The organism is Pyxidicoccus sp. M15 (assembly GCF_056858435.1).
In genome coordinates this window covers 821,303-843,295 of the sequence record NZ_CM166495.1, presented here as the reverse complement: position 1 = coordinate 843,295, position 21,993 = coordinate 821,303, and the positions used below count along the sequence as shown (strand labels likewise).

The window sequence follows — 21,993 nt, the reverse complement described above, 5'->3', positions numbered from 1 at the left end:
AACCGCGTCCTGGAGAAGATGCTCGAGCGGCTCTACGCCGCGCTCGCGTCCGGACCGAGCCTCAACTGTCGCCCCCACAACAGTCGCCAGCGCGTGGACCTCGCCGCGCTGAGCCGACTCGATGGCACCGCGCCCCACACCGTGCTCGCCGCCCTCCTCGGCGACAAGGCCGAGGTCCGGCTCGCGGTGAAGCCTCCCGCTCCCGATGCCGGCTCCAACAAGACGCCTGCTCGCGCGAAGGCACCGAGCCGCTCCAGCGCCTCACTCACGGACGCCTCCACGAGGCCGCCCCCTCCCGTCGCGAAGGAGCAGGGCGGCCCCACCCCCTCCGACGCCCCGGAGCCGGACACGGAGCTCCCGGGCGACGACGACGCGCTCGAAGCCGGGGACACCGCCTCCCCCACTCGCGCAGAGGAGGAACAGCAGACCCTGCTGCGCAAGCTGGCCACCATCGTCGAGGACGCTCGCACCTTCGAGCAGGACACCGGCGCCCACGTGCTGCACGTGGGCTTCCCCCTGCTGCACCTGCCCCCGGGCGCGAAGGACAAGCGCGGCTTCGGCACCCGGCGCATCCTCGCCCCCATCGCCTTCGTGCCGGTGCGCCTCACCCTCAAGAAGGGCCGAGCGCCCTCGGTGGAGCTCGAAGGCGCCGAGGAGGGCGTGGACCGCGTCGCGCCCAACACCGCCCTGCTCGCCTGGGTGGAGCAGCAGACCGGCCAGCGCTTCGGTGAGCTCTTCGCCGATGAAGACGGCGCCGACCCCTGGCGCGAGCTGAACGGGCTCGTCTCCGCCGTGGCGAAGGCCCTCGACCTTCCCGCGCCCTCGCCCTTCTCCGCCACCTCGCCCCTGGCGCCCGTGCCCCGCTCGGACGATGACGCGCGCCCCGCCATCCTCCCCAGCGCGGTGCTCGGCCTGTACCCACTGTCCAACCAGAGCCTCGTGGACGACATGCGGGCCCTCGTGGACGGCGAGCCCATTTCCGGCCCGCTGGAGAGCTTCCTCCGCGTGGACGTGTCGCTCGGCGCGCCCCCGGGCCATGGCGGCGGCGAGCCCAACCTGGAGGGCTTCAAGCGCGCGGACGAGGAGCGCCTCGTCACCGTGGCCGACCCGTGCCAGGCCCGCGCGGTGCGGCTGGCGCGCAGCAGCCGGGGACTCGTCGTGCACGGGCCCCCGGGCACCGGCAAGTCGCAGACCATCGCCAATGCCATCGGCGACCACCTGTCTCGCGGCGAGCGCGTGCTGCTCGTCTGCGACAAGCGCACCGCGCTCGACGTGGTGAAGCACCGCCTGGACCACCTCGGCCTCGGCAACCTGTGCGCCGTCGTCCACGACGCGCAGAGGGACCAGCGCGACCTCTACATGGGCATCCGCGAGCAGCTCGACTCGCTGCCGGACGTGCGCACCGATGCGGCCGTGTCCACCGAGCTGTCCCGCGTGAATGCGGAGCTGCAGTCGCTCCATGACGAGCTGGCCACCTCCGACCGCGCCCTCTCCGAGCGCCCCGCCGGCGGCACCGCGCCCTCCTTCCACGAGCTGGTGGGCCAGTGGTTCGCCCTGGAGTCCTCCGAGGCGCTCGCCCCCACGGTGGCAAGCCTCGCCTCCGCGCGGCTCGCCGACGTGTCGCCTCGCGAACGCGAGGTGCGCGAGGTGCTCGAGCGCGGCGTCCGCGAGGGCTACCCGGACAACCCCTGGCGCGAGGCCCTCGGCATCGACCTCGCCACGTACCTCGCCCGGCCGCTGGCCACGTACCGCGAGCGCCTCGACACCGCGGCCCTCGCCGCTCGCGACGCGGACGCGCTGGCCACTCCCGACGTGCCCGCCTTCGGCGCGGACCCTCGGGCGGAAGGCTCGGCACGCGCCGCCTTCGCGGAGAAGCTGGCCCCGCTGCTGGAGACGGCCAGCCCGGACGTGCTCGCCCGCTGGGGCACGGCGTCACCGGACGCGGTGCGGGCCGCGAAGGCCCAGCTCGACGGGCTGGCGCCGCAGACGCAGGTGCTCGCCGAGGGGCCGCTGGATACGGAGCTGGCCCTGGTCCACCGCGAGCAGCCCCAGGCCCTGGGCGCGCTGTCCCTGGCGCTCGCCGCGCTGGGCACGTACCTGGACATCGCTCGCAAGTGGTACGCCTTCTTCTACTTCGCCCGGAGGGCCGGCGCGCGCAAGGTGCTCCAGCAGTTCGGCCTCACGCTGGGCCTCGCCGCCGCCGAGCGCGTCAACCGCTTCCTCTCCGGCGCTCGCGCGCGGGCACTGCTCACCGAGTACCACCGCACCACGCTCGCCCCCGGCACTACCGAGCCGCTCACCGACGAAGCCCTCTCGCGCGGCCTGCGCACGCACGCCGCCCTGTTCGACCTGCTGGGCGAGCTGGACGGCACGCCGCTCCTCGCCTCGTGCCGCGAAGCCGTGCGGCGGGCCCTCGCGGGCGGCGCGGGCGCACACACCGCCCTGCTCTCCGGCCTGCGCCAGTCCGCGCCCCGGGGCGCGGCCGTGGCCCAGCTCGAGGCACGGCTCGCGGAGACTGGGCTGTTCTCCACCGCGTGGCTCCAGACCCGCTCCCGCGAGCTGCGCGCGGGGGGAGGGCTCTCTTCCGTCGTCACGTCCCTCCAGGCCCGGCTGTCCACGGTGGAGGGCCTGCTGCGGCTGCGCACGCTGCTGTCCGGCATGCCTCCCGCGCTGGAGGCCGCGGCGGAGGGACTGGCCCGCCAGGGCGCGGACGTGGAGGGCGGCTGGCGCGCGGTGCTGAAGGCGACGCTGGCCGCCGAGGCGTCCTCCCGACTGCGCGAGGACCCCGCGCTCCAGCACATCGACGCGGACCGCGTGCGGGCCACCCATGCCCGCTACCGGGCATTGGAGGAGAAGAAGCGCGTCCTCGTGCGCGACGCCCTCGTCCACCGATGGACGCAGCGCCAGCGGGAGCGGCTGCTCGCGGGCACCGGCGGCCGGCTCAACAGCCAGGGCGCGGAGCTGCGCCGCCGGCTCATGCTGCGCGGCGAGCGCGCCATGCGCGTGCGCCAGGTCATCGCCACCGGCCAGGGCATCGACGGCGGAGACCCGCTCTTCGACGTGCGCCCCGTGTGGATGGCCAGCCCGCAGACGGTGGCTCAAATCTTCCCCCGCCAGCCCATCTTCGACGTCGTCATCTTCGACGAGTCCTCGCAGTGCCGGCTCGAGGAGGCGCTCCCCGTCCTCACCCGCGCGAAGCGGGTGGTCATCGCCGGAGACCCGAAGCAGCTGCCGCCCACGCGCTTCTTCGAGTCCGCGGTGGTGCAGAGCCAGGAGCTGGAGGCCGAGTCCGAGCAGGGCCTCTTCGAGGAACAACAGGCCGAGGTGGAGGACCTCCTGTCCGCCGCGCTCAACCTGGACATCGACCAGTGCTACCTCGACGTGCACTACCGCTCGCAGAACGCGGACCTCATCGCGTTCAGCAACGACCACTTCTACGACAAGCGGCTCCAGGCCATTCCCGCGCACCCGTCCCACCGCGCGCCGCACGCCCCGCTGCGGCTGCTGCCCGTGGCCGGCACCTACGAGAAGCGCGTCAACCCCGTCGAGGCCCGCGCCGTGGGCGCACTCGTGAAGGAGTTGCTCGCCCGGCCCGAGCCTCCGTCCATCGGCATCGCCTGCTTCAACCTCGCGCAGCGCGACGCCATCACCGACGTGCTCGATGAAATGGCCGCGGAGGACTCCACCTTCGCGGCGCGGCTGACGGCGGCGCGCGCGCGACGGGGCGCGGGCTCGTTCGAGGGCCTCTTCGTCAAGAACCTGGAGAACGTCCAGGGCGACGAGCGAGACCACCTCATCATCAGCACCACCTACGGCCCGGACCGCCAGGGCCGCTTCTACCGGCGCTTCGGCCCGCTGGGCAGCGCGGGCGGAGGCCGCCGCCTCAACGTGCTCGTCACCCGCGCGCGGCAGCAGGTGCACCTCGTCACGTCCATTCCCCGCGAGAGCTACCTGTCCCTGCCCCCGGTGGAGAAGGGCCGGCAGCCCAACGGCGGCTGGCTGCTCTTCGCCTACCTCCAGTTCGCGGAGGCGCTCACGCAAGAATATGCCCGCGATGACGCCGACGCGCGGGCCGGCCCGGCCGCGCCGGTGGCTCGCGAGACGGTGGTGCACGAGCACGAGACGGAAGCGGGCTCCACGTTCGCCCGCGCGCTGGCCGGACACCTGGCCCGGCAGCACCGCGTCTCGTCCGACGTGCACTGGGGCAACGACGGCTTCTGCGTGGACCTGGCGCTGCACCACCCGACGAAGCCCGGTGACGTCACCGTGGGCGTGCTATGCGACGGCACGCGCTATCCCAAGGCCGCCGACCGCGTGGAGTGGGACTTGTTCCGCACCGGCGTGCTCGAGGGCCAGGGCTGGAAGCTCGTGCGCCTGTGGACGCCCCACTTCTTCAGGGACCCGGAGGGCGCCACCACGCGCGTCCTCCAAGCCGCGGGAGACACGCTCATGCGCGAGCCCGCCACCGCGCAGGCCACGGGCACGTCACGTCCCGTAGTGCACTGAGAGTCACGGCATCCAGGCTGCCAACCGGCAGCCCCCCATGGACCTGCCCTGTCAGAGAGGGAAGAATGGCCGCCGCGCCATGCTTCCCTCCCGTTCCGGCCTGCTCCTCCTGTCGCTCCTGCTCCTGTCCAGCCCCGTGCTCGCGGACAACAACGCGGACGAGGCCGACATCGCCTTCGAGCTGGGCAATGATGCCTATTCCAAGGGCCAGTACGCCGAGGCGCTGCGCTCCTACTTCACCAGCTACCGCCTGGTGCCCAACCGCAACGTCCTCTTCAACATCGCCCGCTGCTTCGAGGCGCTGAACAAGTTCAACGAGGCGTACCGCTACTACAACGACCTGCTCACCGAGGAGCTGCCCTCCGAAGACGCCGCCGAGGTGTCCCGCTCGGTGGAGCGGCTCCGCCCCAAGGTGGCCCTCGTCAAGGTGACGACCAATCCCAAGGGCGCCGACGTCTTCGTGGACCGCATGGACCTGGGCAGCCGCGGCCGCTCGCCCCAGACGCTCGCGCTGACACCCGGCCGTCACAAAATCATGGTGAAGAAGGACGGCTACCGCCCCGCCGAGGCCACCCTCTCCCTGGTGCGCGGCCGCGAGGCGGAGCAGACCTTCGAGCTGGTCCTCATCACCGGCGGCGTGGAGCTGACCGGCACCCCCGAGGGTGCCGAGGTGCGCGACTCCCCCAACGGCCCCATCATCGCCCGCCTGCCCGGGCGCGCGCGGCTGCCTCCCGGCCAGCGCGTCCTCTACGCGCGCGCGCCCGGCTACGCCCCCGCGCAGTACGTGGTGGACGTGCCCCCCGACGGCACCGTGCCCCTCGCCGTGTCCCTGCGCGCGCAGGAGCGCCCCACCGGCCGGCTCGTCGTCACCGCCAACCGCGACGGCGCCACCGTGCGCGTGGACGGCAAGCCCACCGGCTTCACCCCCACCGTCGTCACCCTCCCCGAGGGCGAGCACACCCTCGAAGTCGAGAGCCGCGAGGTGCGCCCGCTGCGCCAGACGGTGATGGTGGTGGCCGACCAGGAGGTCAAGGTCCACGCCGAGCTGCGCTACGCGCCGCCTCCCGTGCGCGCCGCGTCCAAGAGCCTCGTGTCCGTGGACGACGCTCCCGCCTCCACCACCGTCCTCACCCAGGAGGAGCTGCGCGCCTTCGGCTGGCGCACCCTCGCCGAGGCCCTCTCCGGCGTGCGCGGCATCTTCCTCACCGACGACCGGACGTACACCTACCTGGGCGTGCGCGGCTTCTCGCCCCCGGGCGACCTCAACACCCGCGTCCTCATCCTCTGGGACGGCCACTCCATGAACGACGTCTGGGCCGGCCAGGGCTACGCCGCCCATGACCTGAGCGTGGACCTCCAGGAGGTGGAGCGCATCGAAGTCGTGCGCGGCCCCGGCTCCGCGCTGTACGGCACCGGCGCCTTCTTCGCCGTCATCAACGTGGTGCCGCGCCAGTCGCTCGGCCCGGACCACCACCTGGAAGTCACCGGCGCGGTGGGCGCGCTGGGCACCACGCGCGGGCACGCCACCGCCGCGTGGGAGGACGGAGACCGCTCCGTGCTGGTGAGCGCCTCGGCCATGAGCGCCTCGGGCGCGGACACCACGCGGCTGGTGGGGGAAAGCGACCTCATCGTCACCGGCCTGGACGCGGAGAAGACGGCGGGCGGCTCGCTGAAGGCCCGCCTGGGCCACTTCTCCGCGCAGGCCCAGTTCAACGTCCGCTCCAAGGAGCTGCCCACCGCCCCGTACGGCACCGTGCCGGGCGTCGAGGGCAACATCGTGGAGGACCTGCGCGCCTTCGCCGAGGCCCGCTACGAGCGCGACTTCTCCGAGCGCTTCGGCCTGTCCGTGCGCGGCGCCTTCGACCTCAGCCGCTACGAGGGCACCTACGTCTACCCGGAGGAGGACGGCGGCCCCACCCGGGAAGAGGGCGCCGCCGACTGGCTCACCGCCGAGGCCCGCGCGCGGATGGGCCTCTTCGAAGGCAACCTCCTCACCCTGGGCATCGAGGGCCAGGCCCAGCTGCGCGTGCGGCAGACGGCCAGCGGCGACGAGCTGGACACGAAGAACCGCACGCTCCTGTCCGCCTACCTGCTCGACGAGTGGAAGCTGCACCCGCGGCTGAGCATCTCCGCCGGCCTGCGCCTGGACAAGTACGTGGACCTGGACACCACGCCGATTACGCCGCGCCTGGCCTTCATCGCGCGGCCCTACGACGCGGGCCTCACCAAGCTGGTGGCCGGCCGCGCCTTCCGCGCGCCCAACGTCTACGAGCTCTACTACGAGGACGGCATCTCCCAGGGCGCCGCCGAGGCGCTGGACCCGGAGACCATCACCACCTTCGAGCTGGAGCACTCGCACGACCTGACGGACGAGCTGCGCGTCACCGTGGCCGGCTACCACAACCGCATCTCCAGCCTCGTGCAGCTGCGCGCGGAGGAGACCCCTTCGGGCGACTGCGGCACCACCACCGCGTGCCTGCGCTTCGTCAACGCGGAGGACACCACGCTGGCCTGGGGCGCGGAGGCCGGCGTGCACTGGCAGCCGGGCCGCTGGCTGCTGGTGGACGTCAGCTACTCGTACGTGACGCTGAGGAACGCCACCGAGGAGGTCACCGCCGCGGCCCCCTCGCACCTCGTCTCCGGACGGCTGCTCATGCCGGTGGGCGGCGGCGACATGCGGCTGGCCACGCAGGCCACCTACCAGAGCGCGCGTGACACCGGCCCGGGCGGCGCCAACAGCGGCGAGGCGCTGCTCGTGAGCTTCGGCCTCTCCGGCGACTACGGCCCGCTGCGCTACTTCGCCGGCGTGCACAACCTGCTGGACACGCGCTACACGCTGCCGGTGTCGGACGAGAACTCCATCGCCCCGGTGCCCCAGTACGGCCGCACCTTCACCCTCCAGCTCACCGGCACCTTCTGACGCCTTCCGCCATGTCCGACGCCGCGCCGTCCTTCAGCTTCATCCACCCCGGCCACGCGCTGTACGCGGGCGAGCTGGAGCTGCGCTTCCGCGTGCTGCGCGAGCCGCTCGGCTTCACCCGCGCCCAGGTGGCCTTCCCCTTCGAGGCGGACAGCCTCCACCTCGTGGCGCACCAGGGTGACACGGTGCTGGGGTGTGTCCTCTTCAACCCCGAGGACGCGCACGGCGGCCGCCTCTTCCAGATGGCCGTGGCCCCCCACCTCCAGGGCCAGGGACTGGGCGCCCGGCTGGTGCGCTCCCTGGAAGAGGAGCTGCGCCGCCGCGGCTTCACCCACGTCCACCTCCACGCGCGCGGGCCCGTCGTCCCCTTCTACGAGCGCCTCGGTTATGCCGTTTACGGAGAGCCTTTCACCGAGGTCGGAATTCCGCATCGGCACATGCGCAAGGCGCTCGACACCTAGGGTGGGACAGCTGTCACCCGCCCACCAGCCCGGGTGGCGTCTTCCCCACCCATGCGCATGATCCACGGGGGTGCTGGTAACCTCTGAAGTCCCGATTCGCCGCCACCTCAGGAGACACGATGAACGGCACGAACGATGGACGTTCCCCGGAAGACAGCGCGCCCGAGGCCGACGACACCGCCGACGGACCCCGGCGGCCCATCTACGTGCTGCAGGACAACACGCTGCACACGCGGCTGACGCGTGAGCTGGGCGTGCACTATCCGTTCGTCAGCGCGGGCATGGGCTTCGTGGCGCTGCCAGCGCTCGTCGTCGCCGTATCGGAAGCAGGTGGCATCGGCATGCTCGGCGCCGCGCCCGAGCCGGCGCCCTTCCTGCGCGCCCGCCTCCAGGCCATCCAGGCAGGCACGAAGCGCCCGTACGGGGTGAACTTCATCGTCGCCAGCGCGGGCGGCCAGGACTTCACCACGCGCGAGCACATCGACACCTGCATCGCCGAGCGCGTGCCCGTCGTCTCCTTCCACTGGGACACGCCGCCTGCGGAGTGGGTGAAGGCGCTGAAGGCCGCGGGCACGAAGGTGTGGATGCAGGTGCCCTCGGTGGAGGCGGCGCGCAAGGCGCTGGGCTGGGGCGCGGACGGCCTCATCGCCCAGGGCCGGCAGGCGGGCGGCCACAACCGGAGCACCGTGTCCACGCTGAAGCTGGTGCGCGAGGTGCGCGCCCTGGCCCGCGACGTGACGCTGCTGGCGGCCGGTGGCATCGCCGACGGGCTGAGCGCGGCGCGCGCCCTCTTCCACGGCGCCGACGGCGTCTGGGTGGGCACGCGCATGGTGGCGTCCGTGGAAGCGTACGCGCACCCCGGCTTCAAGCAGCGGCTGGTGGACGGTGACGCGGGTGACTCGGACTTCACCACGCTGTTCGGCCCGGAGTGGCCGGGCCAGCGCATGCGCGTGCTGCGCAACCGCGTGGTGCGCGAGTGGGCCGGCCGCGAGGACCGCGTGCCGACGCCGCCTCCTCCTCCGGAGCGCATCGGCACCACGAAGCTGTTCCCCGGCGCCCCGGGCGGCGACGCGCCCTTCCCGATGCCCAGGTTCTGCTCCTTCATCCCCACGCCCGGCACCGAGGGCGACCTGGACGAGATGTGCATGCCCGCCAGCGGCGCCAGCATGGCGCGCATCGAAGGCGTGCAGCCCGCGGGGCAAATCGTGGTGGAGATGATGGAGCACGCGCACCGGGTGCTCTCCGGCCCGCACGGCCTGGATGGCGACACCGAGGAGGACGAGCGGGGCTGAGTTGGAGTAGGAGCGCCTCCATGAGTCCCCACTGGAGGCGCGCGTCGCTCGCGGGTTGGCTGGCCTTCGCCCTGTGTGGCGCGACGGCGGTGGTGCGAGCCGCCACCTCGCGCGTGCCCGGGCCGGAGCGGCGCCTGTCCCCCTCCGAGCGCGTCGAGGTGGGCCGCGCCGCCGCCGCCGAGGAGCCCGGCTGGCGGCTGCGCTCGCGCCATTCCTTTCCGGGAGACCACTGGTCCCAGGACGACGACTTCGGCGCCTCCGAGCGGAGCTGGGCCGTGGGCGAGGCCCGCAGGCGCGGCGTGCCGGTGACGGACGTGTTCGACGCCATCGACGCGGAGCTGCACTCGGCGCCCGTCCCACCGCCTCGCAAGGCCACCGCGAGCCCGTGCAAGCCCCGGCCCTTCTACGACTGACGCGCGCATCCCCATGACGCTCCCGTCCCGCCGGCTGCTCCGCGCCGCCCACCATGCCGCCTCACTTCCCGGCCCGCGCCTGGCCCTCTTCGGAGTGCTGGCGCTCATGGCCTGCTGGTACCCGCTGACGCGGGCCGGGGCGCTGAACGACTTCCGCGACTCGCACCTGCTGCACTCGTACGAGGACGCGGGCACGCGCACGCTGACGCGCTACGGGCAGCTGCCGCTGTGGAACCCGTGGTCGTGCGGCGGGCAGTACGCCCTGGGCAGCCCGCAGACGCGCGTGGCGTCGCCGACGTTGCTCGTGTCCGCGGCGCTGGGGGCGCGGCGCGCGGAGCCGGTGGTGCTGTGGGCCCTCCTCGTGCTCGGCATGGAGGGCTTCTTCCGCTACGCGCGGCGGCGCGTGGGCTCCACGCTGGGGGCGCTCGGCGCGGCGCCGCTGTTCGGCCTCGCCGGCTTCACCGCGCTGTCGTGGTCCATCGGCTGGCTCAACTTCGCGGGCTTCCTGCTGCTGCCGTGGCTGCTCGTGGGCACGCGCCTGGCCGCGCGGGGAAGGGTGTCCGGCGCGGCGTTGGTGGCGGGCGTCTTCGCCTTCCTGCTGGGCTTCGGCGGAACGTACCCGGTGCCCATGGGCGCCCTCTTCGTCACGCTGGAGGCGGGGCGCGCGCTGTATGGGTTGCGCGGTACCGCGCGGCGGCGCACGGCGCTGTGGGGCCTGGGGACCACCGCCCTCTTCACCCTGGCCGCGTGCGCGTACCGGCTGTGGCCGCTGCTGGAGACGATGCGCTCCTCGCCGCGCGTCATGGCGGGCACGCCGGGGCATTCGATTGAGACGCTGGGGCGCATGCTGCTCGAGCTTCCGGCGTCCTCGGGGCACAGCAACCCGGGCAACTTCTTCCTCGTGGCCGTGGCCCTGGCGCTCGTGCCCATCGCCGGGGTGCTGGGCCGCCGCCGTGCGCTGTATCCCCTGGTGCTGGCGGCGCTGTGCGTGTGGATGGCGGCGGGGTACTCGGCGAAGCCCTCGCTCTTCGAGTGGCTGCGGCTGTTGCCCGTCTTCGAGACGCTGCGCTACCCGGAGCGCTTCCTCGTGCCCGCGGGGCTCTTCATCGCCGAGCTGGCCGCGCTGGGCGTCGCCGTGCTCCTGGTGAAGGCGAAGCGGTCGCCTCGCTGGAGCTGGGGTGCGGCGCTCGCGTGCGTCCTGGTGGTGGCGGGCTGGGGCGTGCAGGTGCATGCATTCACCCGGCTCACCCACTGGGCGACGCTGCTCGCCGAGCCCCCGCCCACGCCTCCCGAGGCGGAGCGGCCCTTCGCGCAGGCGCGGGGCAACCGGTGGGCCCAGGGGTACTTCCTGGCCATCAACCGGGGCTCCATCGCCTGTGGTGAGGCGTGGCCGGTGCCCATGTCCGAGCGCCTGCGCGGCGACCTTCCCCAGGAGGAGTACCTGGAGGACGCGGCCTCCGGCACCGCGCGCCGCGTGGAGTGGACGCCCAACCGCGTGGAGGTGGACGTGGCGTTGACGCGGCCGGCGGTGCTGCTGGTGAATCAGAACTGGCACCCGGGCTGGAAGGCGTCGGTGGGCGGGGTGGTGCCGCGGGACGGGCTGCTCGGGGTGCAGTTGCCGAAGGGGGAGCACCGCGTGGTGCTGCGCTTCCTGCCGCGCTCGGGCATCGGTGGGGCGGTGGTGTCGGCGCTCGCGTGGGTGGGGCTGGCCTTCCTCGCGTGGCGTCAGCGCTCGCGGGGTGGGCGGCTGGGGCCCGAGGCGCTGATGGTGGCGTCCGTGCCGCTGCTCATCTGGGCGCTGCTGCTGACGACGTGGCACGAGCCGGTGGCGCGGGCGGTGCCTCGCAACCCGGATGGCTCGTGGATGCGGGTGGACTCGCTGCCTCCTCAGGCGCGGCGTCTGGACGTGCGCTTCGACGTACCGGTGGAGCTCGTCGCGGGGGAAGTGCCCTCGGCGCCGGACGCGGAGGGGCTCGTCCACATGGTGCTCTACTGGAAGGTGACGGGGCCGGTGCCGCGCTCGGCGGGCATCTTCGTGCACCTGCCCGGTCCCGAGGGCAGCCAGCGGAAGAACGCGGACCACGCGGTGCTGGGCGGCACCTTCTTCCTCAGCGAGGCCCCGAGGAACACGCTCCTGCGTGACGCCTTCGCAGTGTCCACGAAGGACTGGGAGGCCGGCGAGTGGAAGGTGCTGGTGGGCATGTGGCACGCCAGCGGCGACGGCTCGCGCATCGGCGCCCGGGGGGCCGATGGGAAGCCCCTCACCGAGTCACGCGTGGAGGCGGGCGCCTTCGCGGTGCCGGCGAAGACGGCTCAATAGTCGCGGGGTGCGGGGCAGCGAACGGACGGCCCTGGAGTGCCGAGACGCATCGCTCCCGGGGCGTTATGAAGCGCGCATGAGAATCCTGCACACCATGCTGCGCGTTGGAGACCTGGAGAAGTCGCTCGACTTCTATACCCGCGTCATCGGGATGAAGCTGCTGCGCCGCCATGACTACCCGGATGGGAAGTTCACCCTCGCCTTCGTGGGCTTCGGCCCCGAGGACGCGCACCCGGCGCTGGAGCTGACCTACAACTGGGGCGTCGAGAAGTACGAACTGGGCACGGCGTACGGCCACGTGGCCCTGGGCGTGAATGACATTCGCGCCACGTGCGACGCCATCCGGCAGGCCGGCGGCAAGGTCGTGCGGGAGCCGGGGCCCATGAAGCACGGCACCACGGTGATTGCCTTCGTCGAGGACCCGGATGGGTACCGCGTGGAGCTGATTCAGCAGGGGACGTGAGGGCTCGGGTGAGCGCTCCGGCGGCCCCGGAGCGCTACGCGGGGTCCAGGGCCCACGTGCCGTTCTCCCAGTTCTTCAGCACCTGCGCGGCCTCGAACGCAGCGAGGCCCTCTCCGCTCGCAGCGGCCATCAGCACCGCTTTCGCGTCCTCGGTACGGTAGCGAAGCAGGCAGGCAGCGGCAGCGACCCGCACGTCCATCCGCGGATGCGTCAACAACACAGCCAACGCATCCCTGCCAGCATCTCCAGCGGCACGCAGCTTCTTGAAGGCGGCGATGTAGCGGCCCGCATGCTTGTTTCCGGTCCTGGCATCCCCCTGAAGGATGGCGTCGGACTGCGCGGCCACGTGCCGTGCGAATTCGTCGACGAGTTCCTGGAGAGTCGTCACCGCCAGATTCCCTTCTGGATGTTCTGGATGGCCATCAGGCCGAAGTCGCGCTGGGCAGCAAAGGTCTGCGTGCTCAACCACTCCCGTACCGTCAACGTCTCCGAGTTGGTGATGAAGAAGCGCTTCGAGGAATAGAACGCGCTCACTCTCTCATGCAGAGCCGTGTCCAGCGGGATGACATTCTGGGTGTTGTGAAGCGAGTGCGGCCCGAACCGCTGAACGTTTCCCGGCGTCTGCTCTACGACATGGTGCCACTGCCGCCCCGGCCCCGCGGAACCCAGGGCCTTGCGCAGCCCGCTGGACGAGCCCCAGGCCTTGAGCCCGACGATGCCGGATGCGGCGCCTCCATTGTTCGGGCCCAGAACAGCCATGGCGACAGCGCCGGGTGCCAGCGTCAGCGCCAGGCTTCCTTCGGAGATGGCGACTGCGCTGACCTCACCTACGGCTGCCAGGTTGAGGCCTACCTGTGAGGCGCCTACCGCGGAGGCCTCCGAGAATGCCGGGAGCATTGGCATCCGCGAGGCCAGCCCCGCGGCACCTCCGGTCACGCCCTTGCTCAGCAACACCGTCATGGCGAGCACGAACACACGTGCTCCCTGCTGTCCCAGAACGCCGCCAAATCGCACGCCAGCCTCTTCGAGCTCCTGGAAGGTCCTGGCTGCATCCGAAGCCTGCTTCAGCTCGAAGCAGGCCTTCACCACCGACAGGAACGCATCAATGCCCAGGTACACCATGAGCACCGCTGCCATCACGGCGGCTGCTTTCGTGAATACCGGCTCGGGTGCGGCCGCCAGCGCCACCCATGACGCGAGCCCCGTCACCACCACGGCGTAGAAGAACTGGGGATTGAGGGTGTCCCGCACGGCCTCGCCGATGCTCTCCTGCATCGGCTCCAGCGACATGCCCAGCGCCAGCGACAGCTTGTCCGTGTGACTGAAGTGCAGCCCGTCCTCCAAGAGGGAGAGACAGTCAGCGACGGCTTCGTGTGCCCTGCACCATCGACCGTAGTGGTTGCGCAGGACGCCGTTCCAGGTCGAATCCAACGCGGCACCGTAGGTCGAGGCACGCACCAACAAGCCCGCATCGGATGGCCGGAGTGACATGGGCACCTCCAGCACCAGCCGCGTGAGCGCCCGTTCGAAACCGCGCTCGTCCACCCCAACCGACCTGTCCCAGGTGGGTGGTGCGTATTCCAGGGGCCGACCCTCGCCTGTATCGAAGCGTATGACGCGCGGGCTCGCGCATCCCAGAATCAGCAGCAGCAGCACCGACACCGCACGGTGAAGTGACATGGGCAATCGAAGCCTGATGGGCCGATACCCACGCCAGGTACGCATTGAAGAGATGGCCCTCACCGCTCCTCCGTCGCCGGGAACCACTCCGACGCCCTCGCGGCGATGAAGTCCAGGAAGGCGCGCACGTGCGCGGGCATCGCGGTGCGGCGCAGGTACACCGCGGAGATGAAGCGCGGCGCGGGACGGAACGGGGCCAGCACCCGCACCAGCGCTCCGGACTCCAGCTCCTTCGCGACGAGGTACTCGGGCAGCACCGCGATGCCCATTCCCTCGAGCGCCGCCCGATGCAGCGCCGGCAGGCTGTTGCACCGGAAGCGACTCTTCGGCGGGCGCACCTCCTGCGTCCGCCCACCGTGCCGCAACTCCAGCGGCCGTGCCGCCGGGCCTCGCTGCGGCAACAGCACCTCGTGGCCTGACAGCTCCCCCGGCCGCCTCGGTGTCCCCTGCTCGCGCAGATAGCCGGGGCTCGCGCACAGCACGTACGGGTGCATGCCCAGCCGCCGCATCACCAGCGCGCTCGGCTCCAGCCTGGGCGCGATGCGCAGCGCCACGTCCACGCCACCCTCCACCAGGTCCACCAGCGCGTCCTCCAGCACCAACTCCAGGCTCACCGCCGGATGCTCGCGGAGGAACTCGTTCATCAGCGGCACCAGCACGTGCTGGCCGAAGAGCACCGGCGCGGAAACACGGAGCGTGCCTCGCGGCACCCCCTGCTCCGCCAAGTCCCGCTCCGCCTCGTCGAGCGCTTCGAGGATGCCCCGCGCATGCCCCAGGTAGCGCTCCCCCGCCGCCGTGAGCTGCAGCCGCCGCGTCGTGCGCTGCACCAGCTCCGTGCCCAGGCGCTCCTCCAGTGCCGCCAGCTCGCGGCTCACCGCCGAGGGCACCCGCCGCAACGCCCGCGCCGCCCCGGCGATGCTGCCCGCCCTCGCCACCTCCACGAATGTCCGCAGCGCCTCGAAGCGGTCCCGGCTCGCCATGATTCGTGCTCCTCGCGCACGAATGTCGTGCATCCCTGATGCCTGTTCAAGCCGGACCTCCCGGCGCATTCAAGGGGCCTCACCGCTCCACACAGGAGGAGAGTCATGGGTCTCCAGAATCACGACACGCCCCCAAGTCACCTGGCCGACCGCCAGCTCGCGCACGGAGTGCTCCGGCTCGTGTTCGCCACCAACCTCACCGTGCACGGCCTGGTCCGCATCGGCGCGCCCGGCACCTTCGCCGATGCACTGGTGCAGGGCTTCGTCCACACGCCGCTGCCGGAGTGGAGCGTGCGCGCCTTCGCCGTGGGCCTGCCCTTCGTGGAGCTCGCCGTGGGCCTGTGCATCCTCCTGGGACTGCGCCTGCGCCTCGCGCTCGTCGCCGGAGGCGTCGTCCTCGCCTCCCTCACCTTCGGCGAGTGCCTGCGCCAGCAGTGGAGCGCCGTGGGCCTGCATCTCAGCTACGCGCTGGCCTACTACGTCCTCCTCTCCCGCGCGGCCGACGCCCGCTTCACCGTCGATGGCCTGCTCCGCTCCCGCCGCACAACGCATCCAGGAGGCTCCATACCCGCCACCCGAACGAGCGGAGCCTGAGCCCCGGCCACCGCGCCTCCCCGCCGTGAAGCACGGGACACCTGCACACCGGCCGCGCGCCCGTTAAGGTGCCCTCCCGTGAGCACCGTCCCGCACTTCGTCCCCGGCCACGAGCCGCCAGACCGTCCCCGCGACGGCGCCCTCCTCTTCCTCGCCCGAGGCCTGGACGTGCTCGTCCAGGAGCACGAGGGCGCAGCCTCCATTCCCACCGGCTCCGCCTTCCCGGAGCTCGTCGCGGGCGGGCACTACCTCGGCGCCCTCGACGGGCAGGACTGCTACGCCGCCGTCCTCCCGGAGGACTTCACCCCGCCCGACGGCTTCAAGAAGGTCCCCGGCCGCTCGCTCTACCGGCGCCTGGATGACGTCCGCTTCGCCGTGGTGGGCCGCTCCATCTCCATCGCCGAGTGGGACCTCACCCACCGCTTCTGCGGCCGCTGCGGCACGCCCACCCAGCTCGTCCCCGGCGAGCGCGCCCGCCGCTGCCCGGTGGACCACACGCCCTACTACCCGCGCATCGCCCCCGCCATCATCGTCCTCGTCACCCGCGGCGACACCCTGCTGCTGGGCCGCAACGCCACCTTCCCCGAGCCCATGTTCAGCACGCTCGCCGGCTTCGTGGACCCCGGCGAGACGCTGGAGCAGTGCGTCGCCCGCGAGGTGAAGGAGGAGGTCGGCATCGAGGTGAAGAACATCCGCTACTTCGGCTCGCAGCCGTGGCCCTACGGGCGCTCGCTCATGGTGGGCTTCACCGCCGAGTACGCCGGGGGCGACATCCAGGTGGACCCGAAGGAAATCGCCGAGGCCCACTGGTTCACCGCCGACAACCTCCCCCGCATCCCCCCTCGCATCAGCATCGCCCGCCAGCTCATCGACTCCTTCGTGGAGCGCGTGAAGGGCCCCCCCGCGACGCCCTGACGGCGAGCCGCCTCCAGAGCGCCCGCCCGCTCCCCTGCCTGGAATGCCGGACGTCAGCGAGGCCGTTACCGTCCGTCTTCAGGGTTCCACGCTTGACGGCGAAGACCCGGTGGGGTTGAAGCGCCGGCACCCGACGCCCCTGAAGACGGACTCCAGAAGCCATGCCCGCCGCGCGCCCGCACATCGAGCCCCGCCTCGTCCCCACCGCCGACTCGGTGGTGGTGAAAGAGGTCTACCTCTCCGTCCAGGGCGAGTCCTCCCACGCCGGCCTGCTCTGCGCCTTCGTCCGCCTCACCGGCTGCCACCTGCGCTGCTCCTACTGCGACAGCGAGTTCGCCTTCCACGGCGGCCAGCGCCGGAAGAACGCGGACGTCATCGCCGAGGTGAAGGCCCTCAACACCCCCACCGTGGAAATCACCGGCGGCGAGCCCCTCCTCCAGCCCGGCGTCTACCCGCTCATGCAGGGCCTGCTCGACGCCGGCCTCAAGGTGCTGCTCGAGACGAGCGGCGCCATCGACGTGCGGCTCGTGCCTCCGGCCGTCCACAAAATCGTGGACATGAAGACGCCCTCCTCGGGAGAGAGCGCACGCAACGACCACCGCAACTTCATGTCGATGAACGCCAACGACGAGCTCAAGTTCGTCATCGGCTCGCGCGAGGACTACGACTGGTCCAAGGCGCTCATCGCCGAGCACCGCCTGCTGCACAAGCCCTACGGCATCCTCTTCTCCACCGTCTTCGACAAGCTCCACCCGCGCCAGCTCGCCGAGTGGGTCATCGAGGACAGGCTCGCCGTCCGCTTCCAGCTCCAGATGCACAAGTACCTCTGGGAGCCGAACGCGCGCGGCGTGTGACGCCCCTTCAGGCGCCGCGCGGCACGAAGAGCCACAACAGCCACAGGCCGGACAGCACCCCGTTCAGCGCGCCCAGGGCCACCACCACCTGCGCCTGCGTACGGCCCTTCTCGGCGCCCTCACCGCGGCGGATGCGCCGCAGCTCGCGCGAGCCCAGCACCAGCCCGGCCGCCCCCGCCACCAGCGTGGGCAGGGGCAGCGCCAGCGAGCACGGCAGGCATGCCAGCCCCAGGATGTTGAGCGCCAGCGCCACCTGCACCACGCGCGACGGCCGGGCCTCGCGCCGCAGCAACGCCACGCAGGGCGCGCAGTAGGGGGACTCGCCCACCACCTCCGTGCAGTCGCCGCACAGGAAGCTGCCGCAGCGCGCGCACGTGGCCACCGCCGAGACGTCCGGGTGGGTGGCGCAGCGGGCCCCGCCAGGCGTGGACATCACGGACGAGGCGCCTTCAGAAGCCCGGGGGCGGGACGTGGGAGGACAGCTCGCTCAGCCCGTGCGCGCCCAGTCCCAGGAACACCGCCGCCAGCACCGTGCTGGCCATGAAGCCCGCGACGATGAGCCCCTTGCGCGGGTGCTCGAACTGGCTGAACGCGTAGAACAGCACGTAGCAGGGGATGAGCAGCACCATGACACCCGTGCCCACGCTCCGTCGGAACGCGTGAATCAGCAGGATGACGGCGCAGACCAGCGCGACGAGGCCGAAGAGGATGGCGAGCGGGAGCAGCGGCACGCCCTCCCCTTAACACGTTCCATTCCTGGCCACCGCACCGTGCGCATATTAAGCACGGCTCGACGTCAACCCGCCGAGGGAGGTGCCTGCCATGAACACCGCCAAGACCTTGTTCAACTTCGTCCTCGCGGGCGCCCTGCTGGGCATCGTCGTCGCCTCGTGGGTGGGCCCCGCCTTCCTCGGCTGGTACAACGAGACGCCCTTCGCCACGCAGACGGTGTGCAACCTGCCGCAGGTGATTCGGGGCACCACGTCCTCGCTGCTCACCTACCAGGCCAGCGGAGCGGGCATCGGCGCCCTCGTCATGCTCATCCTCGGCGTGCTCTTCGTGCGCCGCTCCGGCCGCCGCGCCCGGGAGCAGGCGGGGACGACGCCGCCCCCCGCCACCCCCAGCGCCACCGCCTGACGGCTACGGGACGCGCACCAGCACCGGGGGCGAGGTGCCCAGCACGCCACCGCCCTCGTTGTCCGTCACCGTGACGGTGATGTTGAACGTCGTCGTCTCCGACACCTGCGGCGCAATCCAGGTGGGGTTGCGCGTGCGCGAGTCGCTGAAGCGGCCGGCGGGCTCGGCGGGAATCTGCACCCACTCGTACTCCATCTCGTCCCCGTTCGGGTCCGTCACCTCCAGCTCCAGCAACACCTCGCCCCCCGGCGTCACGATGAGGGGATTCGGGCGCGGCCCCACCGTGACCTCCGGCGGCAGGTTGACCAGGCAGCCAAGGTTCAAGGCCCCCAGCGCCAACGCCACGATGACTCCCGAAGACGACCGAGACATGAACTTCCCCCTGCGAAGAATGCTCCTACCCTAACGCGTCCCCACGCTCGGGTGTATCGGGGCACCTTCCGGAAAAGTCGTGGAATCCATGATGGAAGTCATACGCGCGGATGAAAGGTCCACCACCGGTAGTCATCCCCGCTCACCAGTCCGGGGGGAAACGTCGGATGGGCTCACTTCCGGCGGCGCGCGGGCGGCTTCTGGCGGGGTGCCACCAGCAGCAGCTTGTCCCCCCGGGACAGGCGCTTGATGGCGGCCTCGCGACGCAGGGCCGCGCCCCGGTCTCCGACGGACTCGCTCCACACCAGGGTGACGGGGAGGCGGGCGCGCGTATAGGCGGCTCCGCGGCCCCGTCCGTGGGTGGCGAGCCGGCGCTCCAGGTTGTTGGTGGCGCCGGTGTACAGCGTGCCGTCTCGGCAGCGCAGCATGTAGACAGACCAGGTGGGTGTTTCGTCCGACACGGCGGGGGCACTGTACCGCCCCCGCCGGCCGGATGCCTCACTCCTTCCCGCCTGCCGGAGCCCCGGGCGCGCGCGACTTCCGGCGCAGCCGTGGCAGGTGCAACTGGAACTTCAACAGCCGCAGTCGCGGTCGCTCCCGGGGCGGAGGCTTCACCCTCGCCATCACCCGGGAGACTGGCGTGAGCGGATCATCCCCCCACGCCGCGAGGATGTGCGCCTCGCTCACCAGTCCCAACAGCCCACCCCCCTCACCCACCACCCCCAACATCCGCACCTGGTGCCGCTCCATCTCGCGAAGGGCACGCAGGAGGGTATCTGTGGGAAAAACGGTGGCGATGAAGGAGGACAACGCTTCCTTGAAAGCCCGGTTTTGCCTCATACAGCGTCCTCCCGCCATTACACGCACATCTCCCTGCAACAGCCCTGCCGGGAGTAGGTGAGGGTGACCATTCGACACAGCGTGGCGCCACGGACGGGCTTAGACTGGTTGGGTGACACGCAGACAGGTAGCGCGGCTGGGACGGATGGCGGACCTCTTCTCGCGGACGGTGGCCCGCGGCAAGGAGGGGCTGCTGACGCTGAGCTTCCGGCCGGACGAGCTGTACCGGGTGCCCACGGACGACGGCGCCGCCATCGCCCTGGGGCGCTACCACCCGAGAGGAGAAAGGCGCTTCGCGGAGCCCGTCATCCTCTGCCACGGGCTGGGCGCCAACCGCTTCCACCTGGACTTCGACGAGCAGTACAGCATGGCCCGCTACCTGGCCCGCGCGGGCTTCGAGGCGTGGGTGCTGGAGCTGCGCGGCCGGGGGCTGGCGGGCGACTGCTCGGACTTCAATTTTGATGACCAGGCGGAACATGACGTCCGCACCGCGGTGCGAACCGTCCTGTCCACGGGGGCGAAGGAAGTGCTCTGGGTGGGGCACTCCAAGGGAGGACTGACGCTCTACGCGCACCTGGCGAGGAACCCGGAGGCTCCGGTGCGCGCGGCGGCCGTGCTGGGCAGCCCGTTCACCTTCGCGGTGCAGCCGGGGCTGCGCACCTTCATCCAGCGGGTGGAGCCGCTGCTGCAGCTGAAGGTCATCCCCACCGGGCGGGTGACGAGCCTCGCCCTCTTCGGCGCGCCGCCGGGGCCGCTCAGCCGGTACATGATGCTGGCGGAGAACATGGAGACGGAGGTGGTGCGCAAGGCCTTGGCCAACGTGCCCGCCAACGTCTCCGGCGGGGTGGGGCGCCAGTTCGCCCGTTGGATTTCCACCAACCGCTTCACCTCGTATGACGGGGGCTTCGACTACCGCGAGTCCCTGTCCCGGGTGCGCATCCCCTTCCTGCTGCTGGCCGGGAGCAAGGATTTGCTCGCCCCGCCCATGTCGGTGGCGCGCGCGAAGGAGGCCCTGGGCGGGCCGGTGAAGTTCCTCGTCGCCGGCCGGGCCCACGGCTTCGGGGCGGACTACGGGCACGCGGACCTCATCCTCGGCCGCCGGGCCCCGGACGAAATCTTCCCCCTGGTGGAGGCGTTCCTCTCCGCGCACGCGACCCGGTCGTGAGGCGGCGCACAGGGCCCTTCCCCCCGGGTTGTCCGGCCCTCCTCGCCGTGTTACCGGGAAGCCCCTTGCGCATGTCCGTGTCCGCCCGCCTCTTCCTCCTCGCCCTGCTGGTGTCCGCCGCGTGCGGCCGCTCCCCCGGCGAGGGCCGCGCGGAGCTCGACTTGCGGCACACCCGGCAGGCAGGCGGGCAGGCCGTGGCCCGCTGGAGTGGCGACTCGGTGACGGCGGAGGAGCTGGCCCGGCGCTTCGAGGAGCAGAGCCCCGCCCTGCGCGAGCGCTACCTCGCCCCCCAGGCCCGGCGCGAGTACGTGGAGTCCATGGCCCGCTTCGACCTGCTGGTGCGCGATGCGCTGGCCCGCGGGCTCCAGGATGATCCCGAGGTGGTCGAGGCCACCAGGCGCGCGCTGGTGAACCGGCTGATGCGCGCGCAACTGGAGGAGGCTCCGGTCCAGGTTTCGGATGCCGAGCTGGAGGCCGCCTGGGCCGCGCGCCGCGAGGACTTCGTCCGGCCCGAGGCCGTGCGTGTCTCCCACGTCTTCCTCGCCGCGCCGCGCGCGGACGCGGCCCGCGTGGCGGACGCGAAGCAGCGGGCGGAGGCCCTGCTGGCGCGCGCGAAGGCGCTGCCCGCCAGCGACTTCGCCGGCTTTGGCGCGCTGGCGCGCGAGCACAGCGAGGAGCCCCGCACGGCGCCGCTGGATGGAGACCTGCGCTTCCTCTCCGACGACGCCCTGGCCCGCGCGTACGGGCCGGAAGTCGCCGCGGCGGCGCGCTCGCTCTCCGCCGAGGGCGGCCTGAGCGGCGTGGTGCAGACGGACGCGGGCCTGCACCTGCTCAAGCTGCGCGCGCGCCGGCCCGCGCTGAACCTCTCCCTGGACGACGTACGCGAGGAATTGCGCGTGCGGCTGGAGGGCGAGAAGCGCTCCCGCGCCTGGGCGGAGTACCTGGCGCGCGTGGAGCAGCGGCTGTCCCTGTCGATAGACTCGGACGCGCTCGCGCGGGTGCCGCTGGACGTGGCGGCCCCCATGCGCAAGCCCTCGGGCCCCCTGCCCGGCACGGTGCCCGCGCCATGACTGCCCGCTTG

21 protein-coding genes are annotated in these 21,993 nt (G+C 72.0%); 13 read left to right on the top strand and 8 right to left on the bottom strand.

The window, feature by feature from the left end:
- The first annotated feature begins 18 nt into the window (after positions 1-18).
- From ACX9TP_RS03390 to gloA, 7 genes are all read left to right on the top strand, one after another.
- Positions 19-4,506, top strand: coding sequence for an AAA domain-containing protein (locus ACX9TP_RS03390; protein WP_482978253.1), 4,488 nt, complete (start codon positions 19-21; stop codon positions 4,504-4,506).
- Positions 4,507-4,585: 79 nt separating this feature from the next.
- Entirely contained in the window at positions 4,586-7,426 is a 2,841-nt protein-coding gene (locus tag ACX9TP_RS03385; RefSeq protein ID WP_482978252.1) for a TonB-dependent receptor domain-containing protein, read from the top strand.
- An 11-nt stretch (positions 7,427-7,437) separates the two neighbouring features.
- On the top strand, positions 7,438-7,887 hold the full coding sequence (locus ACX9TP_RS03380) for a GNAT family N-acetyltransferase (RefSeq protein WP_482978251.1): 450 nt from the start codon (positions 7,438-7,440) through the stop codon (positions 7,885-7,887).
- Positions 7,888-8,006: 119 nt separating this feature from the next.
- Complete coding sequence (locus ACX9TP_RS03375) at positions 8,007-9,179, top strand: NAD(P)H-dependent flavin oxidoreductase (RefSeq protein WP_482978250.1); 1,173 nt, start codon at positions 8,007-8,009, stop codon at positions 9,177-9,179.
- A 20-nt stretch (positions 9,180-9,199) separates the two neighbouring features.
- On the top strand, positions 9,200-9,592 hold the full coding sequence (locus ACX9TP_RS03370; RefSeq protein WP_482978249.1) for a hypothetical protein: 393 nt from the start codon (positions 9,200-9,202) through the stop codon (positions 9,590-9,592).
- Positions 9,593-9,605: 13 nt separating this feature from the next.
- A complete protein-coding gene (locus ACX9TP_RS03365) occupies positions 9,606-11,912 on the top strand; it encodes a hypothetical protein (protein WP_482978248.1) in 2,307 nt (768 codons plus the stop codon).
- Positions 11,913-11,988: 76 nt separating this feature from the next.
- The gene (gene gloA / locus ACX9TP_RS03360) at positions 11,989-12,375 is read left to right on the top strand and encodes a lactoylglutathione lyase (RefSeq protein WP_482978247.1); all 387 of its coding nucleotides are present in this window, start codon (positions 11,989-11,991) and stop codon (positions 12,373-12,375) included.
- A 34-nt stretch (positions 12,376-12,409) separates the two neighbouring features.
- On the opposite strand, the gene ACX9TP_RS03355 is transcribed toward gloA, so the two are convergent.
- The 3 genes from ACX9TP_RS03355 to ACX9TP_RS03345 are packed head-to-tail and all read right to left on the bottom strand — an operon-like array spanning position 12,410 to position 15,035.
- Positions 12,410-12,763 (bottom strand): DUF2019 domain-containing protein, encoded by a 354-nt coding sequence (locus tag ACX9TP_RS03355; protein ID WP_482978246.1) that lies wholly within the window; start codon positions 12,761-12,763, stop codon positions 12,410-12,412.
- A complete protein-coding gene (gene sitA5, locus ACX9TP_RS03350; protein ID WP_482978245.1) occupies positions 12,760-14,055 on the bottom strand; it encodes a SitA5 family polymorphic toxin in 1,296 nt (431 codons plus the stop codon). Before sitA5 ends, ACX9TP_RS03355 begins: the two co-directional genes overlap by 4 nt.
- Before the next feature lie 59 nt (positions 14,056-14,114).
- Entirely contained in the window at positions 14,115-15,035 is a 921-nt protein-coding gene (locus ACX9TP_RS03345; RefSeq protein ID WP_482978244.1) for a LysR family transcriptional regulator, read from the bottom strand.
- Between the two features lie 105 nt (positions 15,036-15,140).
- On the opposite strand from ACX9TP_RS03345, the gene ACX9TP_RS03340 reads away from it, so the two are divergent.
- From ACX9TP_RS03340 to ACX9TP_RS03330, 3 genes are all read left to right on the top strand, one after another.
- Positions 15,141-15,629, top strand: coding sequence for a DoxX family membrane protein (locus ACX9TP_RS03340; protein ID WP_482978243.1), 489 nt, complete (start codon positions 15,141-15,143; stop codon positions 15,627-15,629).
- Between the two features lie 78 nt (positions 15,630-15,707).
- Positions 15,708-16,544: an NAD(+) diphosphatase gene (nudC, locus tag ACX9TP_RS03335; protein WP_482978242.1), complete on the top strand. Its 837-nt coding sequence runs from the start codon at positions 15,708-15,710 to the stop codon at positions 16,542-16,544.
- 161 nt (positions 16,545-16,705) lie between these two features.
- Positions 16,706-17,398, top strand: a complete 693-nt coding sequence (locus ACX9TP_RS03330; protein WP_482978241.1) for a radical SAM protein — start codon at positions 16,706-16,708, stop codon at positions 17,396-17,398.
- 7 nt (positions 17,399-17,405) lie between these two features.
- On the opposite strand, the gene ACX9TP_RS03325 is transcribed toward ACX9TP_RS03330, so the two are convergent.
- Together ACX9TP_RS03325 and ACX9TP_RS03320 are read right to left on the bottom strand one after the other, a co-directional pair.
- Positions 17,406-17,831, bottom strand: a complete 426-nt coding sequence (locus ACX9TP_RS03325; protein WP_482982362.1) for a hypothetical protein — start codon at positions 17,829-17,831, stop codon at positions 17,406-17,408.
- Between the two features lie 16 nt (positions 17,832-17,847).
- Positions 17,848-18,129, bottom strand: coding sequence for a hypothetical protein (locus ACX9TP_RS03320; RefSeq protein WP_482978240.1), 282 nt, complete (start codon positions 18,127-18,129; stop codon positions 17,848-17,850).
- Between the two features lie 91 nt (positions 18,130-18,220).
- Here ACX9TP_RS03320 and ACX9TP_RS03315 point away from each other — a divergent pair, with 91 nt between their 5' ends.
- Positions 18,221-18,535: a hypothetical protein gene (locus ACX9TP_RS03315; RefSeq protein WP_482978239.1), complete on the top strand. Its 315-nt coding sequence runs from the start codon at positions 18,221-18,223 to the stop codon at positions 18,533-18,535.
- 3 nt (positions 18,536-18,538) lie between these two features.
- Here ACX9TP_RS03315 and ACX9TP_RS03310 read toward each other — a convergent pair whose 3' ends face one another.
- The 3 genes from ACX9TP_RS03310 to ACX9TP_RS03300 all read right to left on the bottom strand — a co-directional run bounded on the left by ACX9TP_RS03310 (position 18,539) and on the right by ACX9TP_RS03300 (position 19,717).
- Positions 18,539-18,907: a hypothetical protein gene (locus tag ACX9TP_RS03310; RefSeq protein ID WP_482978238.1), complete on the bottom strand. Its 369-nt coding sequence runs from the start codon at positions 18,905-18,907 to the stop codon at positions 18,539-18,541.
- A gap of 173 nt (positions 18,908-19,080) precedes the next feature.
- Positions 19,081-19,335: a GIY-YIG nuclease family protein gene (locus ACX9TP_RS03305; RefSeq protein WP_482978237.1), complete on the bottom strand. Its 255-nt coding sequence runs from the start codon at positions 19,333-19,335 to the stop codon at positions 19,081-19,083.
- Positions 19,336-19,405: 70 nt separating this feature from the next.
- Positions 19,406-19,717, bottom strand: coding sequence for a CBS domain-containing protein (locus tag ACX9TP_RS03300; protein WP_482978236.1), 312 nt, complete (start codon positions 19,715-19,717; stop codon positions 19,406-19,408).
- 175 nt (positions 19,718-19,892) lie between these two features.
- On the opposite strand from ACX9TP_RS03300, the gene ACX9TP_RS03295 reads away from it, so the two are divergent.
- Together ACX9TP_RS03295 and ACX9TP_RS03290 are read left to right on the top strand one after the other, a co-directional pair.
- On the top strand, positions 19,893-20,912 hold the full coding sequence (locus tag ACX9TP_RS03295) for an alpha/beta fold hydrolase (RefSeq protein ID WP_482982361.1): 1,020 nt from the start codon (positions 19,893-19,895) through the stop codon (positions 20,910-20,912).
- Between the two features lie 71 nt (positions 20,913-20,983).
- Positions 20,984-21,982 (top strand): peptidylprolyl isomerase, encoded by a 999-nt coding sequence (locus ACX9TP_RS03290; RefSeq protein ID WP_482978235.1) that lies wholly within the window; start codon positions 20,984-20,986, stop codon positions 21,980-21,982.
- Positions 21,983-21,993: the final 11 nt, after the last annotated feature.